The organism is uncultured Maribacter sp. (assembly GCF_947500985.1).
Taxonomy (GTDB): Bacteria; Bacteroidota; Bacteroidia; order Flavobacteriales; family Flavobacteriaceae; genus Maribacter.
Genome location: NZ_CANMTX010000003.1, coordinates 65633 through 85110, shown reverse-complemented (window position 1 = coordinate 85110; position 19478 = coordinate 65633). Strand labels below are relative to the sequence as shown.

The window sequence follows — 19478 nt, the reverse complement described above, 5'->3', positions numbered from 1 at the left end:
GAACATATTGACATTACACCGACTATCATGAAAAAGCACATTCCTAATTTTATTACTCTATTAAATGTTTTCTGTGGCTGTGTGGCTACTATGTTTGCTGTCATGAATAGATTAGAGTTTGCCGCAATATTTGTTGCACTAGGTATTTTCTTTGATTTTTTTGACGGATTAGCGGCTCGTGTTTTAGATGTAAAAAGCGAATTGGGTCTACAGTTAGATTCTTTGGCAGATATGATTACTAGCGGACTAGTACCTGGTATTGTAATGTTTCAATTATTAGCAATGTCTCAAACTAGTGGATGGGGAGATGGTGCTCACTTTTTTATGGAAGCCGGTAAATTTCAATACATACACTTAATACCTTTTTTAGGCTTTATCATCACCATGGCATCGGGTTATCGATTGGCGAAATTCAATATAGATGAAAATCAGACGTCTTCGTTTATTGGTTTGCCAACACCCGCTAATGCACTTTTAATACTTTCATTACCACTTATCCTTTTGTATCAGAACAATGATTTTTTAAATAGTATCATTCTTAATCAATGGTTCTTGATCATCTTAACATTGGTGAGTGCATATTTATTAAATGCTAATTTGCCGCTCTTTGCTTTAAAATTCAAGAATACAAGCTTCAAGGATAATGCCATGCGTTATATCTTTCTTATCATTAGTCTTGTGCTAATCGTTACCATGAAGTTCATGGCTATTCCCTTAATTATTCTGTTTTATGTAGTAAGTTCTGTCATACAAGAAAGACTTTAAATTTAGAATTATTTAGGAAGAATGATTATGGAAAATGAAGAATATGAATTTTGGTTAAGCGGACCTATTCAAGGTGTGCCAGATTTGCTGCAACCAGCAGTGCATGCCTTATTACAGTCAGAAAGAGAGCTTAAAAAGTATACTCAAGATTTTCCTAAAGAATTACTTTGGGCTAAAACATCAGGTAGAGCTTCTATTGGTTTTCATATGAACCATATTACGGGAGTGTTAGATAGAATGCTGACTTATGCCAAAGGTGAATCGCTATCTGATGCGCAATTTCAATTTCTAAAAAAAGAAGGTGCCTTTAATTTAACTACTGAAGTTGGCGACTTACAAGAGCAATTTTCAACTAAAGTTTCTGAAGCGCTAGCATATTTCAAAACGATACCAGAATCTTCACTTACAGAAAAAAGAACTGTAGGTAGAAAGAAGTTGTCATCTACCGTAATCGGACTTTTATTTCATGCTGCAGAGCATAGTCAAAGGCATATTGGGCAATTATTAGTAACTGCCAGTGTACTGCAATCTAAAATATCTTAGTCCGTCATTTAATCAGAATAACTTTATAGCATGAATACATCGGTAGTAATTATCGGCGCAGGATTAACGGGTTTGTTAACTGCATATCGTTTACAAGAACTAGGTTTTGATGTCAAGGTTTTAGAAGCACGAGAAAGAATTGGAGGTAGAATTAACACTATAGTATCTGGGAAGGCAAAAGTTGAAATGGGTGCTACTTGGTTTAATGAAAGTCACTACCATTTATTAGATGTTATAGAGGAATTTAAAGTTCCTTATTTCGAACAATTTATGACCGGTACATCTTATTTTCAAACATTTTCAAATGTACCACCCCAAGAAATTGCGGTTCCAAATGATAGTCCGAGTTACCGATTTAAAAACGGGACTGTTGATTTGCTGAATTCAATAGCTGCTAAACTGAAACCAAATACTATCTTTTTAAATGAAGAGGTTAATGAGGTAAATGTGATTGATGATGATGTTGAAGTGAAAACCAATTCTCGCACATTAAATGCTGGTATTGTTATTACTACATTGCCACCAGCAGCATTAATAGATCAAATAACATTTACACCTCACTTACCTAATGAATTGGTTTCTTTAGCAGAACAAACCCATACTTGGATGCAAGATTCCATTAAAGTTGCCCTAACCTATAAAAAATCGTTTTGGAGAGCGCAAGGTAAATCGGGTACTATATTTAGTAATGTTGGACCGCTTACCGAGTTCTATGATCAATCTAATTTAGAAACGGGTTCTTACGCGCTGGTTGGTTTCGCATCTGGCAGTTGTGCTCGTTTTACAAAAGAACAACGCATAGAGAAAATAGAAGCACAGTTGAAAATGGTATTTGGTGATGAGGCTTTGCAATACGAATCGTATCACGAGACGCCTTGGTACAATGAAGAGTTTACCAAATCGAATAGGCAAGAAGATAACTTATTTCCACATCAAAATGGGGGACATGCACTGTATCAGGAACCCTTATTCGAGAATAAATTGTTTATTTCTGGTGCAGAAACATCAAAACATCACTCTGGTTACATGGAAGGCGCTATTTTTGCAGCTGAATCTGTTGTTGCAAAACTGAAAAGTTTGCACCTAACGCAGTAATACATACATGTCAGTTACCTTATTATCATCCCCATTACAGGGCTTTACCGATTTTAGATTCCGTAATGCATTCCATAAATATTTTGGAGGCATCGATACGTTCTACGCGCCATACATTCGTTTGAATGGTAAAATGGTGATTAAAAACTCGTATCAGAAAGATTTACAGCCAGAAAATAATACCACCCTAGAAGTTATTCCGCAAGTAATGACTGGTGATGCCGATGAATTTCTTTTCGTTGTAAAGTATATTCAAAGTTTAGGATATAAGGAATTGAACTGGAATTTAGGTTGCCCTTACCCAATGGTAACAAAACAAGGTATGGGTAGCGGACTCATTTGTAATCCCGAAAAAATAGATCACATTTTAAAACGTGCTCATGAAGAAACTGATGTTGTAGTTTCTATGAAAATGAGAATGGGGTATGAAAATGCAGAAGAGATATTAGATGTTTTTCCTGTTTTGGATACCTATCCGTTAAAGAATATTGCTATTCACGCACGTATTGGAAAGCAATTGTATAAGGGCGGAGTAGATCTTGATGCTTTTCAGAAGTGTGTTGAAAGTACCAAACATACATTATACTATAACGGCGATATTACTACAGTAGCGAAGTTTCAGGAAATGAACGAGCGCTTCCCCACAATTGAAAACTTTATGATGGGAAGAGGTTTAATTGCCGACCCATTTCTGCCAAGTATGATTAAAAACAATACGACGGAATATCCAAAAGACCGCTGGAAGATTTTTTCCGAATTTCACGACACCATTTATCAGCAATATGATGAAGCATTGTCAGGACCAACACCTATAAAAATGAAAATGCGTGGCTTTTGGGAGTATTTTGCGTTGTCCACTTCCAATCCGCACAAAGCATTCAAGAAAATAAAAAAAGCAAATAATCCAAAGGCATATCAGCAAGCTGTGCGAGAGATATTGAATAATGAATAGGCTAACTGTTATCTTTGCAGCATAGTTTTAAAATAACTTTGTGAAAGACCTTCTTTTAATAACTCCTCCTTTTACCCAATTAAATACTCCGTATCCGGCAACTGCGTACATTAAAGGTTTTTTGAATACGAAGAATATTTCTTCTTTTCAGTCAGATTTAGGGATTGAGGTTATTTTATCACTTTTCAATAAAAATACTTTTCAGCAGCTTTTTGACATGGCTATTTCTTCGGATGCTATTGTGTCTGAAAATTGCCAAAGAATATATGCACTGCGTAATGATTACCTGAAAACGCTAGATGCCGTTATTCTTTTTTTACAAGGTAAAAATGACACCTTGGCTAGACAATTATGTACCGATAATTTTTTGCCGCAAGCTTCTCGTTTTGAACAGTTAGATGATTTAGAATGGGCTTTTGGTAATATGGGTATGCAAGATAAAGCCAAACATCTGGCAACCTTATATCTTGAAGATTTATCAGATTTTATTGTAGAATGTATTGACCTAAATTTTGGGTTCAGTAGGTATGCAGAAAGATTGGGGCGCAGTGCAAATTCATTCGATGAGCTTTATAATCATCTTAACGAAGAACCCACTTTTATTGATGAATTGACGCTTGAGTTGTTAGCGGAACAATTGAAAACTATACAACCTAAATTGGTGTGTTTTTCGGTACCGTTCCCTGGTAATTTATATAGTGCTTTTCGTTGTGCTCAATTTATAAAAGCTAATTATCCTGATGTAAAAATTGCTATGGGTGGCGGATTTCCAAATACAGAATTACGCAGCCTTACCGATGTTCGTGTGTTTGAGTTTTTTGATTTTATAACCTTAGATGACGGGGAGCTTCCATTAGAATTAGTGCATCAGTATGTTATAAACGGAGCAGGGGAGTTAAAAAGAGCATTCATTTTAGAAGATGATAAAGTTGTTTACAAGAATGATAGTCTAAGACCAGATTATAAACAAATAGATGTTGGCACACCAGATTATGCTGACCTACAATTAGGCAATTACATTTCGGTCATTGAAATTGCCAACCCCATGCATAGTTTGTGGAGCGATGGTCGTTGGAATAAATTGACCATGGCTCATGGTTGCTATTGGGGTAAATGTACTTTTTGCGATATCTCTTTAGATTATATAAAAATATATGAACCTGTTGCCGCTAGTTTGTTGGTAGACCGTGTTGAAGCATTGATTGCCCAAACAGGAGAATCCGGATTTCATTTTGTCGATGAAGCTGCACCGCCTTCTTTAATGAAAGCTTTTGCTTTAGAGGTACTTAAAAGAAATCTGACCATTACCTGGTGGACAAATATTCGTTTTGAAAAGAACTTTACCCAAGATTTGTGTTTTTTACTAAAAGCTTCTGGTTGTATTGCTGTTTCTGGTGGACTAGAAGTGGCATCTGATCGTTTGTTGAAACTTATTGATAAAGGCGTAACGGTAGAACAGGTGGCCCAAGTGACACGAAATTTGACCGAATCAAATATTATGGTTCATTCGTATTTAATGTACGGCTATCCAACACAGACCATTCAAGAAACGGTAGATAGTTTAGAAATGGTTCGTCAGTTGTTTGAATTGGGTATTATACAATCTGGTTTTTGGCACCAGTTTGCATTAACTGCTCATAGTCCTGTTGGTTTGCATCCAGAGGAATACGGAGTTATGCCAGATTTGAAAACTATCAGCTTTGCTAACAACGATATAGATTTTAAAGATAAAACGGGAGTTGACCACAGTAAGTTCAGTTTCGGATTAAAAAAATCGCTTTTCAATTTTATGCACGGTATCGGTTTTGATATGAGTTTGCAAGAATGGTTCGATTTTAAGATTCCACCTTCAACGATTTCCGCAGACTATATCTATAATTGCTTGCAACAAGAACTTGTTCTGAATACAAAATCTACGGCTAAAATAGCATGGATAGGACCAATGCCTATTGCCAATGAACGTGTGAAGAAGAAAAAAGGCATGACTTGGCAGCAGTTAGAATTGGGTTTTCATACAAAGACAGATATGTATGAAATAATAGTAGATAAGGATAAAGGAGAATGGTTGCTTGCTACTTTAGAACAATTGAAACCTGAGAATAAGCCTTTAAGTTATGGTCAGTTGAAAAAAGATTACGAATATCAATTAGAAGATTTTGAGTTGTTTTGGTATTCAAAGCAAATTATTGGGCTTCGTGAACATGGTCTTTTAGTGCTATAAAAAAAGCCGCATTGCAAATGCAATACGACTTTAATATATTAATGATTGGTGAGGTTTAAGAGTATGTAAGCGTATACCCTGTTTCTGTAGTATACGATTCCGATAAAAGTGTGTCAACGAATATCCATTCAGATGTAACATCACTAGTCGTGAATGTTGTCATCATATATCCTCTTTTTGAGGCATCAAAATAATTTAATCCATCTATTAAAGCTATCAACGCTTCTTGAAAACCGGCAATTAATTCTGGAGAAGAGTTAGCGCCTAGGTAGGTTTCGAAACCTGGTGAACTAATAGAAGATGTGGCTAGTTCAATACCTACTTCTGTTCCGTTTTGTGCCTTTAAGGTGTTCTGCCAAGCATTATGTGTATCACCTGCGAAAGTGACTATTTTTTTACCGTTTAATCCTGCGTAAATAATTTCACGGTCTATAGGGTATCCGTCCCAAGCATCAAGATTGTAGGGTATAGCGGTAGTTATCCTTGCTATTTCTTCGTTGGTCAGTGTTGGGTCGTTATTAAGCAATCTTAGTTTTATGGTCACCAACTCTGTCAATATAGTACCGAATTCAGGTAAGCCAAATGAGGTCAATAATTCTATAGGTATATACATTTGACCCATTAATACCTGTTGACCTAATACTTGCCATTTTGTCGAACTACTGTTTAATTCAGATAGTACCCAGTCTCTTTGTGTTACTCCTAATATAGAACGTGAAGGGTCGGTCAATGCTGTTTGAAATGCTGCTGCATCAAAACCTGTAGCGGTTACATAATCTGTAATGTTTAATTGTTTGTCTCTGCCAATTAAACGGGTGTCCATTAAGATTAGGTTGACCAAGTTCCCAATATTTACTGAACGATAAATAATGCTATTATCATCTGCTGATATTCTTGAGAAAGGTAAAAACTCGCTATATGCCTGTAATGCATTTTGTTTTCTTACTTCAAAACTACCTTCTGTGGCTTCATCATGGTTTTCTGCTCCTTCTTTATAAGTGTCATTGGCAATTTCATGATCGTCCCAAACACAAATGAACGGTTTTTTTTGGTGGGCTAATTGTAAAGAAGCATCTGATCTATATTGCTTGTATCTTGTTCTATAATCATCTAAAGAAATAATTTCTCCTGCAGGTTCATGAAAACGGTTCAAGAAAGCGTTCTCTGCTGTAGATCCGTATCCGCCAGCGCCATATTCGTAGAAATAATCCCCTAAATGTACAATGATATCAGCATCGGAATTTGCCATGGCATCGTAAACATTGAATAAACCAGCTTGGTAATTGGAGCAAGAACAAACTGCTAATTTTGCTTGTGTGGCATCTGTTGGTAATGTGATAGTTTCACCAATTACGGAAACGGAATTATCGGTTGTGCTTATAAATCGATAGTACAACTTTAGATCAGCTTCTAATTCTGTCAACTCTATGGCTAACGTGTTATCTCTTGAGCTCTCAGTTGTTATTTTTCCTGTGCGTAATATGCTGTTGAAATTATTGTCTGTAGAAACTTCCCAGATAATTTCAACGTCAGTATTAATAAATCGTGTCCAAATTATTACGCTTGTGCTACTTGGGTCAAAACTGGCTACACCGTAATTAAAATTTTGAACGTTCAATAAAGATTCATCGTAATCTACTTTTAAATCGTCGTCATCCCTACAACTAATAAAGTTCGGAGCTAGAATAAGTCCGCCCGAAGCCATTAATGCTTTTTGAATAAAATTTCTTCTTGTGTTTTTCTTCGTTTTCATCTGGTAATTTAGTTTCCTCAAAATTGTTCTAATTATTACTAAAGCATGTTAGTTGAACTTTATATTTAGGTTATTGAAACTATAGGCGATTACAAGTCTGCTATTTTTCGAGAATTTAAATGAATTGGTTATGTTTGATTATTATACTAGGGTAGATGGAAGCTAGAATTGTAAAAAGTAAAGAACGAAAATTGATTGGGCTTTCTCAAGAAATGAGTTTGATAGATAATAAAACTTTTGACCTGTGGAAGAATTTCAGAGGGCGAAGTAAGGAAGTGCTAAATAGGTCGTCTGATGATTTTATCTCTCTACAAGAATATCCAGTAGATTATTTTAAAGCGTTTTCTCCTGCAAATAGATTTGTAAAATGGGCATGCGTTGAGGTTGAAAATTTAGAGTTCATTCCAGAGAAAATGAATAGTTTAATTTTAGAAACTGGCTTGTTTGCGGTGTTCAATTACAAAGGAACTGCACAAAATGCACAGGCTTTTTTTCAATTGATTTATGGGGAATGGATTCCCAAATCTGATTATATCTTAGATGACCGTCCTCATTTTGAAGCACTGGGAGCTAAATACAAAAACAATGATCCAGATTCAGAAGAAGAGGTTTGGATTCCGATAAGAGAAAAATGAAAGACCCCGAAAAAGCGCCTTGGTATTATCTGTTGTTATTGATTTTAGCAGGGGAAAGTGTCTTTATTTTGCCTTTTGTATTGCAACGTGTTTTTAGACCTACCGTTTTAAAAGTATTTGAACTAGATAATGTTTCGTTGGGTTTATGTTTCTCTGTGTATGGCTTTGTTGCATTGGCTTCTTATTTACTGGGCGGTCCGTTAGCCGATAAATACCAACCTAGAAAGTTAATAGCCATTGCCCTTTGGATGACTGCTTTAGGCGGATTGGTCTTTGCTACATTCCCAGATTATTTAACCTTGCAAATACTTTACGGCTTTTGGGGGTTTACTACAATTTTCTTGTTTTGGTCACCTATGATAAAGGCGACACGAGTATGGGGTGGTAGTGGTTCTCAAGGTAAAGCTTTTGGTTTTTTAGATGGCGGCAGGGGATTGGTTGGTGCTCTTTTTGGCACTCTGGGTGTTCTTGTCTTTTCTCATTTTATGTCGGCAGATTTAGAAGTAGCTACGCTGCAAGAAAGTAGGTTTGCCTTTCGGTATGTAATATTGACTTCGTCTGGTATAGTGTCGATTGTAGGTGTTCTTGTCTGGTTTTTTATGCGATTGCCTGAAAGTCTTGAAAGCGAGATTGTAGTAGAAAGAATCACCGTTTCTCAAATTAAAGAAGTACTACGTTTACCTTCGGTTTTACTACTAATGATTATAATTCTATGTGCTTACGTGGGTTATAAAATCACCGATATTTTTTCGCTTTATGCGCAAGATGTAATGTTGTACAATGAGGTGGAATCTGCAGAAGTAGGTACATTTTTATTATTCGCAAGACCGGTAGTAGGTGTTTTAATAGGTGTGGTAGCAGACCGTTCTAGGCCTAGTTTATTTTTATTAATAGGTTTTGTAGTTGCGCTGATCGGTTCTTTAGTATTTGCATCTGGCATGGTTGCCTATGTTTCTTATTTAATGTTCTTATTTTCTATTATGATCGTGGCACTAGGGGTGTATGCAATTCGATCTTTATATTTTGCTGTAATGCAGAGTGGTAAAATTCCGTTGGTGCTTACTGGTACTGCGGTTGGGTTGATTTCGTTGATAGGGTATACTCCCGATATTTTTGCTGGTCCGGCAATGGGCTATTTATTAGATGCATCACCTGGCTTAGAAGGACATCAACATGTATTCTGGATGCTAGCCATATTTTCATTTATTGGTGGAATAGCAGCATTTAGATATTTTCAACTTTATGGAAAACCATTCAATGACGAATCATAAAAATCTTAACTTATTATTATCAGGAGTTATTGTTATTATAGCCGGTATAGTCTATGGTGGTCACCCAACGTATATTATGCCCGAACTCTTGGGTTTTGAAGTGGTTGATTTGGAGTTAAAAAATATGCTACGTGCGGTAATGGGTATTTATATGGGTGTTGGACTATTTTGGGTATTGGGGTCTCTTAAACCAAAACTTTGGTACGCTGCAACTTTAAGTAATGTGCTCTTTATGGGTGGAATTTCTTTTGGTAGAATAATAAGTACGCTCTTTGATGGAGTATCGCCATTATTCACTCCCGCCTTATTTTTAGAATTGTTATTCTTCGGATGGGGAATATATAATCTTAAAAAGTATAAGGATATAGAGTAGGTGTAGTGTTCTTTAGAAATCTAACTTCTTCTTACGAAGTTCAAAGTTCTGACCTAAGTACACTTTACGTACCATTTCATCTGCAGCTAATTCTTCTGGTTCTCCCGATTTTAGAATACCACCCTCAAACATTAGGTAAGAACGCTCTGTAATAGCAAGCGTTTCTTGAACGTTGTGGTCGGTAATAAGTATACCAATGTTTTTGTCTTTTAACTGCGCTACAATACGTTGAATATCCTCTACAGCCACGGGATCAACCCCTGCGAAAGGTTCATCTAGTAAAATAAACTTTGGATCGGTTGCCAAAGCCCTAGCGATTTCAGTTCTTCTTCGCTCACCACCAGATAATAAATCACCACGACTCTTACGAATATGACCTAAACCGAACTCTTCAATAAGCGACTCCATTTTCATGTGTTGCTCTTTTTTGCTCAATTTTGTCAATTGAAGTACGCTTAAAATATTCTTTTCAATACTTAGCTTTCTAAAGACCGAAGCTTCTTGAGCCAAGTACCCAATACCATTTTGAGCTCTTTTATACATTGGAAATTTTGTAATCTCCATATCATCTAAATAGATGCTGCCGCCGTTAGGTTTTATAAGCCCAACAATCATATAAAAGGAAGTTGTTTTACCAGCACCGTTTGGTCCTAGCAATCCTACAATTTCACCTTGATTAACTTCAAGAGAAATTCCTTTAACCACCCTACGACCTCTGTAGGACTTCATAATATTGTCGGCACGTAACTTCATGTTTTCAAATCTATTGGTTATTGGTCTGTTAGAAAAGTAATTAGGGATTATTTAACCTTGTTGGTTTTCTAATTCTTCCCAATACTCGTAAGCTCTTCGTAAATGTGGTATAACAATAGTACCGCCAACAAGAGTTGCAATACTCAGCGTTTCCATAATTTCTTCTTTAGAAACCCCTTCGTTATAAGAACTCTCTAAATGATATTTTACACAATCGTCGCAACGAAGTACAGTAGATGCTACAAGACCTAATAACTCTTTAGTTTTTACGTCTAAAGTACCTGCAGCAAAGGCATTGGTGTCTAAGTTAAATATGCGTTTTACAACTTTATTATTATCAGCCAACAACTTATCGTTCATCTTAGAACGGTAGGCATTAAATTCTTCAATTTGGTTTGACATTTCTATTTTTCTTTTTTTCTTTTTCAGCTTTTTTTCTTTCTTTTCTCAATACCATTCCAGAAATATAAATACTTATTTGGTATAAAAATATTACGGGTATAGCAACTATAATTTGACTTGTAACGTCTGGCGGGGTAATTACCGCAGAGAGTATCAAAACAACCACCAAAGCAATTTTTCGATACTTTTTCATTAATTCTGGCGTAACCAAACCTACTTTGGTTAAAAAGAAAATGATAATTGGTAGTTCAAATAAAATACCACAAGCAAGCACGGATATTTTTAATGTACCTATATACGAATCTAAATCGAACTCGTTTAATACAGAATCACTAACAACGTAAGATCCTAAGAAGTTAATAGAAAGTGGCGCTACGATATAGTAACCGAATAATACACCAATAAAAAATAATAGAGAAGCAATTAGTATAAATCCTCGCGAATTCTTGCGTTCGTTCGCATGAAGACCAGGACTTATAAACTTCCACATTTCATATAATATGTAGGGGAATCCAAGAATAACACCTGCCCAAATAGAGGTCCAGATGTGGGCTGAAAACTGTCCGCCCATTTCACGACTTTGTATAGAGAACGGGAATTCATCACCACAGAAAGAGGAATCTATTACTGTAAAAGATTGCACTTGATTCAACCACGTAGCGATATCACAAAAAAAGCGATACGTTGGAAAATCCATGTTCTTAGGTCCGAAAATAATCGTATCGAAGATGAAACCTTTCATTAAGAATGCAACACTTCCAATGATGACAACAGCTAATACGGATCTAATTAAGTGCCATCTTAATTCTTCTAAATGGTCAAGAAATGACATCTCGTTTGGTGGCGTGGTAGTTTTGGAACTCATTATAAAATACCTTCGTTTATTAAATTATGTAAATGAATAACACCAACATACGAATCTTTATCCATGGCTAATAATTGTGATATTCCCTTTTTTTGCATGTGCTCTAAAGCTTTAATAGCCAAAGTGTTTGCAGGTATGGTTTTAGGTTTTTTTGTCATGATGTCTTCGGCAGTTAAGCCTTTAATATTATCATGCTTGTTTAACATGCGTCTAATATCGCCATCGGTTACGATACCGACAACTTTTTCGCCATCAAGTACGGCAGTTACCCCTAACATTTTTTTAGAGATTTCTACAATTACTTTTTTAACCTCTTCATCTTTTTGAACTTGAGGTACTTGATTTTTACTTACTAAATCTGCAACTCTTAAATATAATCTCTTACCTAAAGATCCGCCTGGGTGGTATTTTGCAAAATCAGAACTACTGAAACCTTTAATTTCTAAAAGTACAATTGCAAGGGCATCACCCATAACTAATTGAGCTGTAGTACTTGTCGTAGGTGCTAGTCCGTTAGGGCAAGCTTCTTTATCAACGTGCGTATTTAGAATATAATCTGCTTGTTTTGCCAAAAAAGAATCGGTGTTACCCGTCATGGCAATTAGCTTGTTAGTACCTCTTTTTATGAGCGGAACCAACATTTTAATTTCTGGTGTATTTCCGCTGTTAGAAATGCAGATAACAACATCATTATCTTGTACGGTTCCAAGGTCTCCATGTATAGCGTCTCCGGCATGCATAAATATTGCGGGAGTACCCGTAGAATTCATAGTTGCTACAATTTTTGTGGCAATGATAGCGCTCTTTCCAATACCTGAAATGATAACGCGCCCTTTTGCTTCAATAATGCAGTTTACGATACTAGCAAAATCATCGGTTAAAAGAGAGGAAAGTTGTGCTATAGCATCACGCTCAGTTTCAATGGTTTTTTTCGCTAAGCCAATAATGGTGTCCGTTGCAATCAATCTATTATTCAAATTATGGATTGTATTCCTAAAAGAATGTATTATCTTTAAGATGACAAAATTAAACAAACTTAATTTTATATGCCGATTATCGCATAATAATTTAGAAACGCCTAGCTAGGCAAATTGTAATTTTGTTCGCTTATAAAATTTTAAAGTAAGTAGTGTCCCCTTAAATGTAAAATGTGACTGACAGTAAAGAATTTGACAATATCGATTTACATTCCTCATTAAAAAAATATTTTGGTTTTTCTAAGTTTAAAGGACTTCAAGAGGAAGTAATCAAGAATGTTCTTCGGCAGAATAATACGTTTGTTATTATGCCAACAGGTGGTGGTAAATCAATGTGCTATCAATTACCGGCCCTTATGCAAGAGGGTACGGCAATTATAGTTTCGCCTTTGATTGCTTTAATGAAGAACCAGGTAGATGCCATTCGTGGTGTGTCTTCTGAAATAGGAGTTGCACATGTACTAAATTCCTCTTTGAACAAAGGGGAGATAAAACAGGTAAAACAAGATATAACCGATGGTATAACCAAATTGTTATACGTTGCACCAGAATCGCTGACAAAAGAAGAGAATGTAGAATTCTTACGCTCAGTTAGGGTTTCTTTTGTAGCAGTAGACGAAGCGCATTGTATTTCTGAATGGGGTCATGATTTTAGACCCGAATACAGAAATCTTAAATCTATAGTAGAGCGATTAGGAGATAATATTCCGATTATTGGCCTTACTGCTACGGCGACGCCTAAAGTACAAGAAGATATAATTAAGAATTTAGGTATAGGTGGTGCGAAGTTATTTAAAGCTTCGTTCAACAGACCAAACCTATTTTATGAAGTACGTACCAAAACAGAAAATATTGAAGCTGATATTATTCGTTTTGTAAAACAAAATTCGGGTAAATCAGGAATTATATATTGCCTAAGCCGTAAAAAGGTAGAGGAATTAGCACAAGTTTTACAGGTGAATGGCGTAAGTGCCGTACCATACCATGCAGGATTTGATGCGAAAACAAGATCAAAATATCAAGATATGTTCTTGATGGAAGACGTAGATGTGGTTGTTGCAACCATTGCCTTTGGTATGGGTATCGATAAGCCAGATGTACGTTTTGTAATTCACCATGATATTCCGAAAAGTATTGAAAGTTATTATCAAGAAACGGGTAGGGCTGGTCGTGACGGTGGTGAAGGACATTGTTTGGCATACTATTCTTATAAAGATATAGAGAAGCTAGAAAAATTTATGTCGGGCAAACCGGTTGCTGAGCAAGAAATTGGGAATGCGCTGTTACAAGAAGTTGTAGCATATGCCGAAACTTCTATGTCTAGACGTAAATTCATGCTTCACTATTTTGGTGAAGAGTTTGATGACATCAACGGCGAAGGTGCCGAAATGGATGACAATACCAGAAACCCTAAAGAGAAAGAAGAAGCTAAAGGTAATGTTGAAAAGCTACTTAAAGTAGTAACGGGTACAAGTGAGAAATTTAAATCGAAAGAGATTGTAAATGCCTTGCGTGGAAAAACAAATGCTATCATCTCTTCGCATAAAACCAATGAAAAAGAATTTTTCGGAATTGGTTCTGATAAAGATAAAAGTTATTGGATGGCGTTAATTCGCCAAACTTTGGTTGCAGGACTTTTAAGAAAAGAGATAGAGCAATACGGAGTATTACATGTAACTGATAGTGGTAAAGAATTTTTAAGTAAGCCATCATCTTTTATGATGACCAAAGATCATGTGTATAATGCTGAAAATGATAATGCTATCGTAGGTGCTGCCAAATCTGGTGGTATTGCAGATGAGAAATTATTGAAGCAATTAAAAGATTTACGAAAAGCGCAGGCCAAGAAATTGGGTGTTCCTCCTTTTGTAGTTTTTCAAGATCCCTCTTTAGAAGATATGGCATTGAAATACCCTATCTCACATGAAGAAATGTTAAACGTTCATGGTGTTGGTGAGGGTAAAGCTAAGAAATACGGTAAACCTTTTCTAGCTTTTATTAATACCTATGTTGAGGAGAATGAAATTATTAGACCAGATGATCTTGTGGTTAAAAGTACAGGTGCAAATTCTGCCTTGAAATTGTATGTGATACAAAATGTAGATAGAAAATTACCTTTGTCTGATATTGCATCCTCTAAAGGATTGGAGATTCCGGATTTAATCAAAGAGATGGAGCAGATTGTATACAGTGGTACTAAGTTGAATCTTAATTATTGGATTGATGATATCTTAGATGAAGATCAGCAAGATGAAATTCATGAGTACTTTTTAGAATCTGATACTGATGATTTAGAAGAAGCGATGTCTGAATTTGATGGTGAGTATGAGGAAGAAGAATTACGACTTTATCGCTTAAAGTTCATTAGTGAAGTAGCGAACTAAACGGATACTGTTAGGTTATATTCTGCGAAAGTTTATTGATTGTATAATTTTTAAAAGTCTAGCGTAAATAGAAATTTTTTTCTATTCATACTAGACTTTTTTTATGCTTCAAGTTTTAGATTAATTGACAGTTATTGAATTATTATAGTTCTTAATTGATTGAATTACAGTTAAATAAATTTTGTTTAATTTTTTTATTAAAATTTTAAACAAAATTTAAGACTATTGCTTGATGTTCCGTTATACTTTTACAGAAATCTAAAAAAAAGAACTATGAAAATTTTAAAAATTACATTATTAAGCGCAATTACATTATTTGTAACGAATATTAACGCGCAGTCAGAAACTATTGTAGATGTAGCAGTAGGAAATGAAAATTTTTCAACTTTAGTGGCAGCGGTTACAGCGGCTGATTTGGTAGAAACATTAAGTAGTGAAGGTCCTTTTACAGTTTTTGCTCCTGTGAACAGTGCATTTGATGCTTTGCCTGCCGGTACAGTTGAATCTTTATTAGAGCCAAGCAGTAAAGATGCTTTGAGCGGTTTGTTAACGTATCATGTAGTATCTGGTAAGTATATGGCTGCAGACGTTATCAAAGCAATTACAGATAACAACGGTTCTTTCGATGTGAAAACCGTGCAAGGTGGTACAATTGTTTTATCATTAAATGGTGATAAAGTAATGTTGAAAGACGAAAAAGGAAATATGGCAACTGTAGTAATGGCTGATGTTGCTGCTAGCAACGGAGTTATTCACGCTATAGATGGTGTGGTAATGCCAAAGTAATTAAAACATACTATTGAAAATAAAAATCCCTTTGTAATTCTAATACTAGAATAGCAAAGGGATTTTTCTAAACACTACTTAAAGCTCTAAAAATTTTTTAGCGTGCAGCAGTACCGCCATTGATAGTTTTATCTTTTCGTAATTGTCTTTGTATTTTTTTGATGGCAGATTCTATAGATTTTTCTGGTTCTATGATATTGTATTCTCCCCAGAAATCTGGATCAGAAAAACCGATGGCTTCGTCACTTAATATAATAGAAGACTTCATTCTATCTTTATATTTTGGGAAGGCATTGTCAGTATTCTTTTCCCAATCGGTAATGGCCATTTCGCAGTTCATGCTATATACTGAGTTGAACAATCGCTTATCCCAATTGATTTTAAATTCTAATAATACATTACTATAGCCGTAATACCATTTACCATTTTTTTCTCTATAATCTACGCGATAAGATACTTCTGTAGGCCATACTTCAGCATTCTTAGGCTTTCTTCGTACAAACATTTGAGAAGCCAATCTCTTATCGGTAATGTTAAGCGAGTAAATAGCACTGGTCAAAATCTTGTTTTCAGCATCTATATATAACTTGCCGAAATATAAAGGGTCGATTATTTCAGGCTTTTGCTTAAAATCGATAACATATATTAATTGGTCATTTACACGTGTAGAGGTGTCAAAAGAAAAATCGTAATAGGCTAATGTCTCAGGAGTAAAAATGTAATTAGGGTATTTTATCATATCTACGAACAACGTATTGAACGGACCACCTTGTAGTTTTAATGCTACGGTATCTAATTTAGTGTAGTCGGTACTTTTTCTTGCCTTGTAAAGTTCTAAGGCATCAGTCTTTTTAGATGAATAGGGAGTTTTGTAAATATTTACTACAGCTTCAGATAGGCTTACATTGGTTCTTCTTTTTTTAATAGTTTCTCTGTAAAACGCAGTCATTACCGTACTTTCATTTAGGTAGTTGTCACCTTTTTTGTTTAAAGTCTCTTTTACCAGTGCTTCTGCATCATTAGGGGCGTCAATACTAGCTTCTGATAGAGCCATGACAAATTCATTCATGAAGATTTTGTTCTTCTTCAACTCTAATTCGGCAATGGCAATTTGCTTTGTTTTATATCCTAAAAAAGCAATTGTTAGTTTGTTTTCTTTATACTCATTGGGGACTTTCAAAGAAAATTGACCTTCAGAGTTGGTGATGGTGGTAACATTGGTGTTGTCTACTGTAAGGGTAGCAAATATTAATGGTTTCTTGCTGTCAGCGTCTAAAACTTCACCTGCAAATTCAGTGTAATTAGTAGTTTGTGCGAACATGGTGTCGACTCCGATTCCTACGAAAAGAAGAAATACCAATAGATACTTGACAGAATAATGTCTTGTTGAAAAAATGTTCTCTTGTAACATGATGTTAGCTTTTCTTTTTAAGATAGTGATTTATAAAGAATTACTGCGATAATTTCTGTTAAATCGTTACAGCTGTAAATGAAGAAATTTAGATATATTATTTATTGCCATCAAATGTTTTTGAAGACGTACTCACTAATCTATTTATTTCTTTCAATTCTTCTTCGGTTAAATCTCTCCATTTACCAACGGGTACATCTAACTTAACATTCATGATTCTAATACGTTTCAATTTCTTAACTCTATAATCTAAATATTCGCACATTCTACGAATTTGTCGGTTAAGACCTTGAGTAAGAATGATTCTGAATTGATATGTACTTACTTCAAAAACTTCACATTCTCTAGTTACTTGGTCTAGAACAGGAATTCCTCTTCGCATTCTATTTAAAAAATCTATCGTAATAGGTTTGTCTACCGTTACCAAATATTCTTTTTCGTGGTTGTTACGAGCGCGAAGTATCTTGTTTACAATATCTCCATCATCAGTTAAGAAAATGAGTCCTTCACTTGGTTTATCTAATCTACCAATAGGGAAAATACGTTTCGGGTAGTTAATGTAATCTATAATGTTATCTTTTTCAACTCCGGTGTCTGTGGTACAAACAATGCCTATAGGTTTATTGAATGCCAAATAGGTAGATTTTCCTTTTGATTCTTTTATTAATTCGCCATCAACTTTTACAACATCGCCAGCTGAAATTTTAGTACCCATTTCTGGAACTACTCCATTAATAGTAACTCTACCTTGGTCAATAAGTTTATCTGCAGCCCTACGTGAGCAATAACCAGCTTCGCTGAGGTATTTGTTTATTCTAGTTTTATTGGCATTGTCTTGCATAGTCAGCTTGCTATTTCTAATGTTATTTTCGATTCACTTCTTGTTGGTATATCTCTCGTCCTAATTGCGCTAAAAACGGAATTCCGATTTCGTCGTACTCATAAGCGTCGTCATTAAAGATACCATCTTTGTTTACTAAAATTGTTGCAGTTAAAAGAAAGTCGATATTCTTTTCTGTGTCTTTTATATATGCGCAATCGGTTAGCGTACCATAGGCAAATCCTACTTTATTATAAATTTCAATATGCTCGGGTATGTCTTTCTTAGTATCGCCATACATGAAAAACTTACAATAGCCATCGTAATATGTTGTTGGGTCATAACCAACTTTTTGAGGTACGGTATGCATCGCTTTTAACAAATGTGCTCTTTGTTCGTTACTAATATCAAAACGTTCTGAAGCCTTAAAGTTTTCTGGAAATAGTACTCGTTTTAATAGCTTGTGTTGCGATGAAACAGGATAGTAGTTTTTTAGGCTAAAATCAAATGGTTCTTCAATTAGCTCATCACCTTCATAATAACCTATGCCCTTTTCAATGTCTAATAGTTCTAACTTCTTAGGTGTTTTGTTTAGTAAAGACTTCGTGATGCCCGTTGTTGAATCGTTTAAGTAAATGATTAAGGGTTTGGTTCTTAAGTCATCTGAATGATATCCTAACCGATGGCTAATTCTAACAGGTGATATCTCTTTATTACTTAAATTTTCATTGATGGCTTTAAATCCTAAGAACTCCACCAATCTATTGTTTGCTAAATTATCGCTAACAACAAAAATTTCAGATACATCTTTGGCAACCGTACTTTCAATAGTATCACCTTCTATGTAATATTTAGTATCTATAGTTAAGCTATCTATTTGGTTGAGCTTTTCTAAAGCCAATAGGGCAGTTGGGAATTTAACCGTGCTTGCAGGATAAAAATACGTGCTGTCGTTTACCTGAAAATCATAGTCGGTAAAAATGATGCTATCATTTCTTCTATCAATTTGTGTGTATCTAATTTGTACTTGATAGTTTTCAACGCTATCCATTACCCTTTTTATTTTTGGGTCATCAGAAGATAGTGCAACCTCAAGAAAATTTAAATTCTGCTTTTCTTGAGTGCAAGAAAATAATAGAACACAACATATGTAAAGAAGAAAATGCTTCATGTTACTATGTTGGTTTTATGGAGTGTAGACTTCGCCACGATGAGGTTTCAATAAATCTCTGACTGTAATCATCTCTTTTTCTTCAACAACCATAAATGCAATGCTGTACATATCATTTAGTTCTTTAAAACCTGTAATATTCAAAGCAGTTTTCTCAGAAGCGATGAATTCATTTAGGTGCTTAACATGATGTTCTGCCGTTTTTAATGCTGCAGGACCTCTAAAATCCCATATAAGTTTTATCTGTCGGTTCAAGAATATGTAGTGTTAGATTATAAAAATAGGTAGGCAAATTTACCTA

At 35.2% G+C, this 19478-nt stretch carries 19 protein-coding genes; 10 read left to right on the top strand and 9 right to left on the bottom strand.

Features of this window, described 5'->3' with window-relative positions; translation table 11 throughout:
* Positions 1-27: 27 nt before the first annotated feature.
* From Q0871_RS06775 to Q0871_RS06755, 5 genes are read left to right on the top strand one after another with little or no spacing between them, the layout of a single operon-like run.
* Positions 28-765, top strand: a complete 738-nt coding sequence (locus Q0871_RS06775) for a CDP-alcohol phosphatidyltransferase family protein (protein ID WP_299320085.1) — start codon at positions 28-30, stop codon at positions 763-765.
* 27 nt (positions 766-792) lie between these two features.
* On the top strand, positions 793-1308 hold the full coding sequence (locus Q0871_RS06770) for a DinB family protein (RefSeq protein ID WP_299320081.1): 516 nt from the start codon (positions 793-795) through the stop codon (positions 1306-1308).
* 30 nt (positions 1309-1338) lie between these two features.
* Complete coding sequence (locus Q0871_RS06765) at positions 1339-2403, top strand: FAD-dependent oxidoreductase (protein ID WP_299320077.1); 1065 nt, start codon at positions 1339-1341, stop codon at positions 2401-2403.
* A 7-nt stretch (positions 2404-2410) separates the two neighbouring features.
* Positions 2411-3355 (top strand): tRNA-dihydrouridine synthase, encoded by a 945-nt coding sequence (locus Q0871_RS06760; protein ID WP_299320074.1) that lies wholly within the window; start codon positions 2411-2413, stop codon positions 3353-3355.
* A 40-nt stretch (positions 3356-3395) separates the two neighbouring features.
* A complete protein-coding gene (locus Q0871_RS06755) occupies positions 3396-5576 on the top strand; it encodes a radical SAM protein (RefSeq protein WP_299320070.1) in 2181 nt (726 codons plus the stop codon).
* A gap of 55 nt (positions 5577-5631) precedes the next feature.
* Here Q0871_RS06755 and Q0871_RS06750 read toward each other — a convergent pair whose 3' ends face one another.
* On the bottom strand, positions 5632-7329 hold the full coding sequence (locus tag Q0871_RS06750) for an alkaline phosphatase (protein ID WP_299320067.1): 1698 nt from the start codon (positions 7327-7329) through the stop codon (positions 5632-5634).
* Positions 7330-7484: 155 nt separating this feature from the next.
* On the opposite strand from Q0871_RS06750, the gene Q0871_RS06745 reads away from it, so the two are divergent.
* From Q0871_RS06745 to Q0871_RS06735, 3 genes are read left to right on the top strand one after another with little or no spacing between them, the layout of a single operon-like run.
* Positions 7485-7964, top strand: coding sequence for a GyrI-like domain-containing protein (locus tag Q0871_RS06745; protein ID WP_299320063.1), 480 nt, complete (start codon positions 7485-7487; stop codon positions 7962-7964).
* Positions 7961-9235: a nitrate/nitrite transporter gene (locus tag Q0871_RS06740; protein ID WP_299320058.1), complete on the top strand. Its 1275-nt coding sequence runs from the start codon at positions 7961-7963 to the stop codon at positions 9233-9235. The genes Q0871_RS06745 and Q0871_RS06740 overlap by 4 nt, the downstream gene beginning before the upstream one ends.
* Positions 9222-9608 carry a DUF4345 domain-containing protein gene (locus Q0871_RS06735; RefSeq protein ID WP_299320055.1) on the top strand — a complete coding sequence of 129 codons (387 nt, stop codon included), beginning with the start codon at positions 9222-9224 and terminating at the stop codon, positions 9606-9608. Before Q0871_RS06740 ends, Q0871_RS06735 begins: the two co-directional genes overlap by 14 nt.
* 12 nt (positions 9609-9620) lie before the next feature.
* On the opposite strand, the gene lptB is transcribed toward Q0871_RS06735, so the two are convergent.
* The 4 genes from lptB to Q0871_RS06715 are packed head-to-tail and all read right to left on the bottom strand — an operon-like array spanning position 9621 to position 12605.
* Positions 9621-10361, bottom strand: coding sequence for an LPS export ABC transporter ATP-binding protein (gene lptB, locus Q0871_RS06730; protein ID WP_027064458.1), 741 nt, complete (start codon positions 10359-10361; stop codon positions 9621-9623).
* Positions 10362-10412: 51 nt separating this feature from the next.
* A complete protein-coding gene (locus Q0871_RS06725) occupies positions 10413-10763 on the bottom strand; it encodes a carboxymuconolactone decarboxylase family protein (protein ID WP_299320044.1) in 351 nt (116 codons plus the stop codon).
* Positions 10747-11628: a twin-arginine translocase subunit TatC gene (gene tatC / locus Q0871_RS06720; protein ID WP_299320040.1), complete on the bottom strand. Its 882-nt coding sequence runs from the start codon at positions 11626-11628 to the stop codon at positions 10747-10749. Before tatC ends, Q0871_RS06725 begins: the two co-directional genes overlap by 17 nt.
* Positions 11628-12605: an SIS domain-containing protein gene (locus tag Q0871_RS06715; RefSeq protein WP_299320037.1), complete on the bottom strand. Its 978-nt coding sequence runs from the start codon at positions 12603-12605 to the stop codon at positions 11628-11630. Before Q0871_RS06715 ends, tatC begins: the two co-directional genes overlap by 1 nt.
* 173 nt (positions 12606-12778) lie before the next feature.
* Here Q0871_RS06715 and recQ point away from each other — a divergent pair, with 173 nt between their 5' ends.
* Positions 12779-14989: a DNA helicase RecQ gene (gene recQ / locus Q0871_RS06710; RefSeq protein ID WP_299320032.1), complete on the top strand. Its 2211-nt coding sequence runs from the start codon at positions 12779-12781 to the stop codon at positions 14987-14989.
* A 273-nt stretch (positions 14990-15262) separates the two neighbouring features.
* Entirely contained in the window at positions 15263-15775 is a 513-nt protein-coding gene (locus Q0871_RS06705; RefSeq protein ID WP_299320028.1) for a fasciclin domain-containing protein, read from the top strand.
* A 97-nt stretch (positions 15776-15872) separates the two neighbouring features.
* Here Q0871_RS06705 and Q0871_RS06700 read toward each other — a convergent pair whose 3' ends face one another.
* The 4 genes from Q0871_RS06700 to Q0871_RS06685 form a co-directional block, all read right to left on the bottom strand.
* Complete coding sequence (locus Q0871_RS06700; RefSeq protein ID WP_299320025.1) at positions 15873-17186, bottom strand: carboxypeptidase-like regulatory domain-containing protein; 1314 nt, start codon at positions 17184-17186, stop codon at positions 15873-15875.
* Between the two features lie 97 nt (positions 17187-17283).
* A complete protein-coding gene (gene rluF / locus Q0871_RS06695) occupies positions 17284-18027 on the bottom strand; it encodes a 23S rRNA pseudouridine(2604) synthase RluF (RefSeq protein ID WP_299320021.1) in 744 nt (247 codons plus the stop codon).
* 22 nt (positions 18028-18049) lie between these two features.
* Positions 18050-19177, bottom strand: a complete 1128-nt coding sequence (locus Q0871_RS06690; protein WP_299320019.1) for a serine hydrolase — start codon at positions 19175-19177, stop codon at positions 18050-18052.
* A gap of 15 nt (positions 19178-19192) precedes the next feature.
* Positions 19193-19432, bottom strand: coding sequence for a hypothetical protein (locus Q0871_RS06685; RefSeq protein WP_282049708.1), 240 nt, complete (start codon positions 19430-19432; stop codon positions 19193-19195).
* Positions 19433-19478 lie beyond the last annotated feature (46 nt).